The sequence below is a fragment of the Candidatus Allofontibacter sp. genome, assembly GCF_040404065.1.
GTDB lineage: Bacteria > Pseudomonadota > Alphaproteobacteria > Pelagibacterales > Pelagibacteraceae > Fontibacterium.
Genome location: NZ_JBBAJM010000002.1, coordinates 24,575 through 29,096, shown reverse-complemented (window position 1 = coordinate 29,096; position 4,522 = coordinate 24,575). Strand labels below are relative to the sequence as shown.

Genomic DNA, 4,522 nt, shown 5'->3' with positions numbered 1-4,522 from the left:
TTGTATTGTCAAAACAAAACTTGACAAGATACCAGAAAATAAAGGTGAATTTGAAAATATAGATTTGAATGAAAAGGAAGAAAACTATACAAATGAAAAATATTCTATAAATGATCGTTTAATTCATGAATTAAAACAAAATTTAAAAACTTTTAATTATGGTTTAAGAAGGCGTAAAAATAGGTATGTTAAAAAGGCCGAATAGGTGACATTTAAATTAATTAGTTTGTTAAATGTTGTAATTTTTTTTATAAGTTTTTATATAAAGAAAGGATGTCACCGAGTCTTTTACAATTACAAGCGGTTGGTTTACAAGATCTTTTTTTAACAAAGGATCCTCAAATAAATATTTTTAAATATAATTATTATCGTTATGTAAATTTTGCAACAGAGACTGCTAAATTAGAATTAAATGAAAATATAACATTTGGTAAAAGAATTACATGCGATGTTCCAAAAAGAGGAGATCTATTATCAAAAATGCATTTGCATATACGTTTACCACCTATTGTAAAAAATGGTGGTACTTATGCATCATGGTCTGATACATTAGGATATGCTATATTTGAGGATTATATAGAATTACAAATTGGTGGAGAGATAGTTGATAGAGTTTACCCTCAATTTTGTAATGCTTGGGATGAATTAACATCAAGTACAAAAAAATTAGGTAAGAATTTAATGTTGTTAAAATCAGATACATATGTTGCAAGTAAATATAATGCTGGAAAACATGTTGATTTAATTATTCCTTTAGATTTTTGGTTTACAAAACAATACAATTGTGCATTACCATTATTATGTATGGCTTATCAAGACATCAAGATAAGTTTTAAATTAAAAAATTTTTCAGAATGTATAAATTACGATGGTGATGAGCCACCTCCAGTTCCTATTATAAGTTCTAATATAATAGCTGAATACATATTTTTGGATGATATTATAAGGCAAAAATTTTTAAAAGAAAAACATCAATATATTATAGAACAGATACAGTATAATGGAGATGAATTGATATTACATAATACAGATGTGTATAGTAGTAAATTAAGATTTAATTATCCATGTAAGGAATTTATATTTTTTGCAGTAGAAAATAGAAATATAGAGAATAATAATTATTTTGTATATTCTAAAACACCAAATGATACACCGTTAATTACAGAAGCTTCTTTATTATTAGATGGTAAATTACGTTTTGATAGTCTTCCAGAGTTTTATTATCGTAGTGTATTTCCAGATAATGTTCATTCGGTAATTCCAACAAAATATATTTATACAATGCCATTTAGTATTAAACCAGAAGATAATCAACCTACTGGATCTTTAAATGCATCTAAATTTAACGATATTACATTATTTTTAAAATTGCCATCTGGTAATGTAGATTTGACTTTATATGTCTTTGCTATTTCTTATAATGTATTGATTATTGACAATGGTGCTTTAACAATGGAATTCATGTAAACTATACTTTTTTTTAAAAAAGTATTTTTTTAGTTTTAGATACATTAACAGTTCCTAATGTATCTGTAAGTTTAACATTTTTAACTTCTGTATAGATAATAGAGTATCTATTTGGTAATTTTGATTTATATTCTCTAAAAAGTGTTCCTATATGATTTAGGTATCTTTTTGGTATCTTGTCTCCATTATTTTGTAATATAAAATGTGGTCCACTAATATTTTCTAGATGAAACCAAAGATCATTTTGATTACTTGATTTAATAATGGTGTCATTTTCTTTTTGAGTTTCTCCTATAAGTAAATTGTATTCTTTATCATTTTCTGATACATATATAGTAAAATTTTTCATTAATTAAAATAAAAAATAAGATTTTTTTCATTTTTTCAAATAAAATAATTTCAGACTATCAAGAATTTAAAGTATAATTTTATTTTTTAAAAAATTATTTTATTTTATTAATGTATAATAACTATTATGGAATATATAAAAAATTTCGATTCTACTCTTGAACAAAGAATGTCCCCTTTTAAAAAAACATTTTATCTTAAGGGTATATTGCATCTTATATTAGTTTTATATGCAGGATTATTAGCTCCTAAATTGCCACGTGAAGTATTATTTTTATTTGAAAATCAATATTTCAAGCTTTTTATTTTTTCATTAATTCTTTGGACAGCACAATTTAGTCCATCTACTGCTATTTTACTTTCTCTTGCATTTATGATTTCTATGAACGCTGCTAATAAAAAGCCATTATGGGAATTTTTAGAGAATGTTGCTGCTCCAGCTGCACAAGATGCAGTCCCAGCTGTAATTATTCCAGCACCAGCTGCATCTATCATTTCTGCACCAGCAGCTGCACCACCAAGTGCTAAAATAGAACCAGTTGTTCAAAGTAATATTCCAGTATCTCCTGCTCAATCTATTGAAGCTGTTAAAGTATTAGCGCAAGCTGCAGTTTCTAAAGAAGCATCTGCTCCAGCTGCTGTTGCTAATATTGCCAACATTGTTGCAGCTAATGTTACTACAGAAACCGGAGCAACTGCTTTAAAACAACTTGCTGAACAAGCTATTGTACCTTCTCCAGGAGCTCCTCAAAAAGTTGAAGAAGCTATTAAAAAGGTAGTCGAATCAATTCCACCACCAGCAGCACCACCAGTAGCTGCACCAATTGTTCAAGTTGCACAAAAGGTTGCTGTTTCTGAACCAGCAGCAGCACCAGGATGTTATCCAATTAGAAGATATGATATGAGCAAAGTCGAATCTTCTAAACCATCTGACAAAAGTTCTTATCCTGTATTTGAAGAACAACAACCATGGGCTTAATTAAGCTTTTAACGTATTTTAAAACTGTAAAAAGTAATTGAATAATTTGTATATTTTTTATTAGTTAAATAAGAATTAATAAAGAAAGAATAAAATGTCGAATGTACTAGTACCATCTAATTCTTCGTATCTGTCAAAAAGAGGTTATGTAATTAAAAAGGAAAATATTTCAAAAGAAGAATTAACCGATTTAAAAAAAATTTTAATAGCAAAACCTTTAGTAGATTCTAAATTTATAAAGAATAATAATGAGGACACTTCATTTCCAGTTTATATTGAAACAAAAAACAAAATATATATTCCTAAAATGTTTGGAATTTCTCGGTATGGACAACCTAATCTTTGTATGCCTAATTATATTGGTAAAGAATGGGAAAATGAAATTAAATTTAAAGGATCATTATTTGAAAAACAAAAAGAACCAACAGATATTTTAATAAAAGCATGTAAAGAAAATGGTGGAGGGATTTTATCTATGGCAGCAGGTGCTGGTAAAACTTTTTGTTCTTTATATGTTTTATCAAAATTAAAGATGAAAGCTATTATCGTAGTCAATAAAATTCCTTTGATGAAACAATGGCAAAATGAAATAGCTGCATTTTTACCAGATGCCAAAGTAGGTATTATTCAAGGACAAAAGAATATTGATGTAGAAGGTAAAGATATAATTATTGCAATGTTGCAAAGTTTATCAAGAATAGATTATCCAGATTCATTGTTTAGCGACTTTGCAGTATCAATATATGATGAGGCTCATAATATTTCATCTCAAATGTTTTCAAAAGTATTATTTAAATTATGTTCGAAATATACTATAGGATTATCTGCTACACCTAATAGAGCTGATGGGTGCGAATATGTATTTAAATGGCATGTAGGTGATATCGTATATAAATCAGTAAATGAAGAAAGAAAAGGAAAACCACCTATTATAAGGAATTTAAAGATAGATAGTACTGATTATAAAGAAATTTGTACAATGAATAGATTTACTGGTCAAAATACAATTCAGTTTACAAGTATGTTGAGCGATTTGGTTAATATGGAAAAAAGAAATAAATTAATAATAGAAATTATTAAGGATTGTAGAAAAGAACAAAGAAGAATTTTAGTTTTAAGTGACCGTAGAACTCATTTGCAAAATCTTTATAGTTTTTTGGATAAAGATCTGAATGTAACTTTTACATATGGATTATTTTTAGGATCTATGAAAATTACAGAATTAGAAAAAAGTAAAGCATGTGATGTAATTTTGGCTACATATGCTGCTTTTTCAGAAGGTGTATCAGAAAAAGATCTAGATACATTAATTTTAACAACTCCTAAAAAGTTTATAGGACATTTAAAAAATGCAACAAAAAATGAGAGTGGAAAGCTCGAGCAGACGGTTGGTAGAGTGTTTAGAAAAATGCACATTGAACGTAATCCTATGATAATAGATTTTCAAGACAATTTTTCAGTTTATAAAACACAAAGTGCAGGAAGACGTAAATTTTATAAAGAACATTTTAAAAATGCTATTTTTCAAAATCAAAGTGTCAATTTAGACGAACACGACGATGTTAAAATAGAATATATAAAAAATAACAAGAAAATTGAAATAATTGAAAATGAAAATGAAAAAAGTATCTTAGATCAGTTAAATACTTGTTGTATTTTAGAATAAGCTTTTTAAAAAAAAGCTTTACCAAAAAAGGAATAAGCTTTTTAAAAAAAAGCTTTACCAAA

At 26.8% G+C, this 4,522-nt stretch carries 5 protein-coding genes; 4 read left to right on the top strand and 1 reads right to left on the bottom strand.

Features of this window, described 5'->3' with window-relative positions; all coding sequences use genetic code 11:
- Positions 1-205, top strand: a 205-nt coding sequence (locus tag AC8IG9_RS06150; RefSeq protein WP_507425934.1) for a hypothetical protein, incomplete at its 5' end; no start/stop codon positions are given.
- Positions 206-273: 68 nt separating this feature from the next.
- Positions 274-1,467, top strand: coding sequence for a major capsid protein (locus AC8IG9_RS06145; RefSeq protein ID WP_507425933.1), 1,194 nt, complete (start codon positions 274-276; stop codon positions 1,465-1,467).
- 13 nt (positions 1,468-1,480) lie between these two features.
- On the opposite strand, the gene AC8IG9_RS06140 is transcribed toward AC8IG9_RS06145, so the two are convergent.
- A complete protein-coding gene (locus AC8IG9_RS06140) occupies positions 1,481-1,816 on the bottom strand; it encodes an NFACT RNA binding domain-containing protein (protein ID WP_507425932.1) in 336 nt (111 codons plus the stop codon).
- Between the two features lie 126 nt (positions 1,817-1,942).
- Here AC8IG9_RS06140 and AC8IG9_RS06135 point away from each other — a divergent pair, with 126 nt between their 5' ends.
- Together AC8IG9_RS06135 and AC8IG9_RS06130 are read left to right on the top strand one after the other, a co-directional pair.
- Positions 1,943-2,794: a hypothetical protein gene (locus tag AC8IG9_RS06135; RefSeq protein WP_507425931.1), complete on the top strand. Its 852-nt coding sequence runs from the start codon at positions 1,943-1,945 to the stop codon at positions 2,792-2,794.
- Between the two features lie 94 nt (positions 2,795-2,888).
- Positions 2,889-4,460: a DEAD/DEAH box helicase gene (locus AC8IG9_RS06130; RefSeq protein ID WP_507425930.1), complete on the top strand. Its 1,572-nt coding sequence runs from the start codon at positions 2,889-2,891 to the stop codon at positions 4,458-4,460.
- Positions 4,461-4,522: the final 62 nt, after the last annotated feature.

Excerpts from the sequence above, each read along its gene's own strand:
- AC8IG9_RS06145 (WP_507425933.1), top strand. The coding sequence starts at position 274 with ATGTCACCGAGTCTTTTACAATTACAAGCGGTTGGTTTACAAGATCTT.
- AC8IG9_RS06140 (WP_507425932.1), bottom strand. The coding sequence starts at position 1,816 with ATGAAAAATTTTACTATATATGTATCAGAAAATGATAAAGAATACAAT.
- AC8IG9_RS06135 (WP_507425931.1), top strand. The coding sequence starts at position 1,943 with ATGGAATATATAAAAAATTTCGATTCTACTCTTGAACAAAGAATGTCC.
- AC8IG9_RS06130 (WP_507425930.1), top strand. The coding sequence starts at position 2,889 with ATGTCGAATGTACTAGTACCATCTAATTCTTCGTATCTGTCAAAAAGA.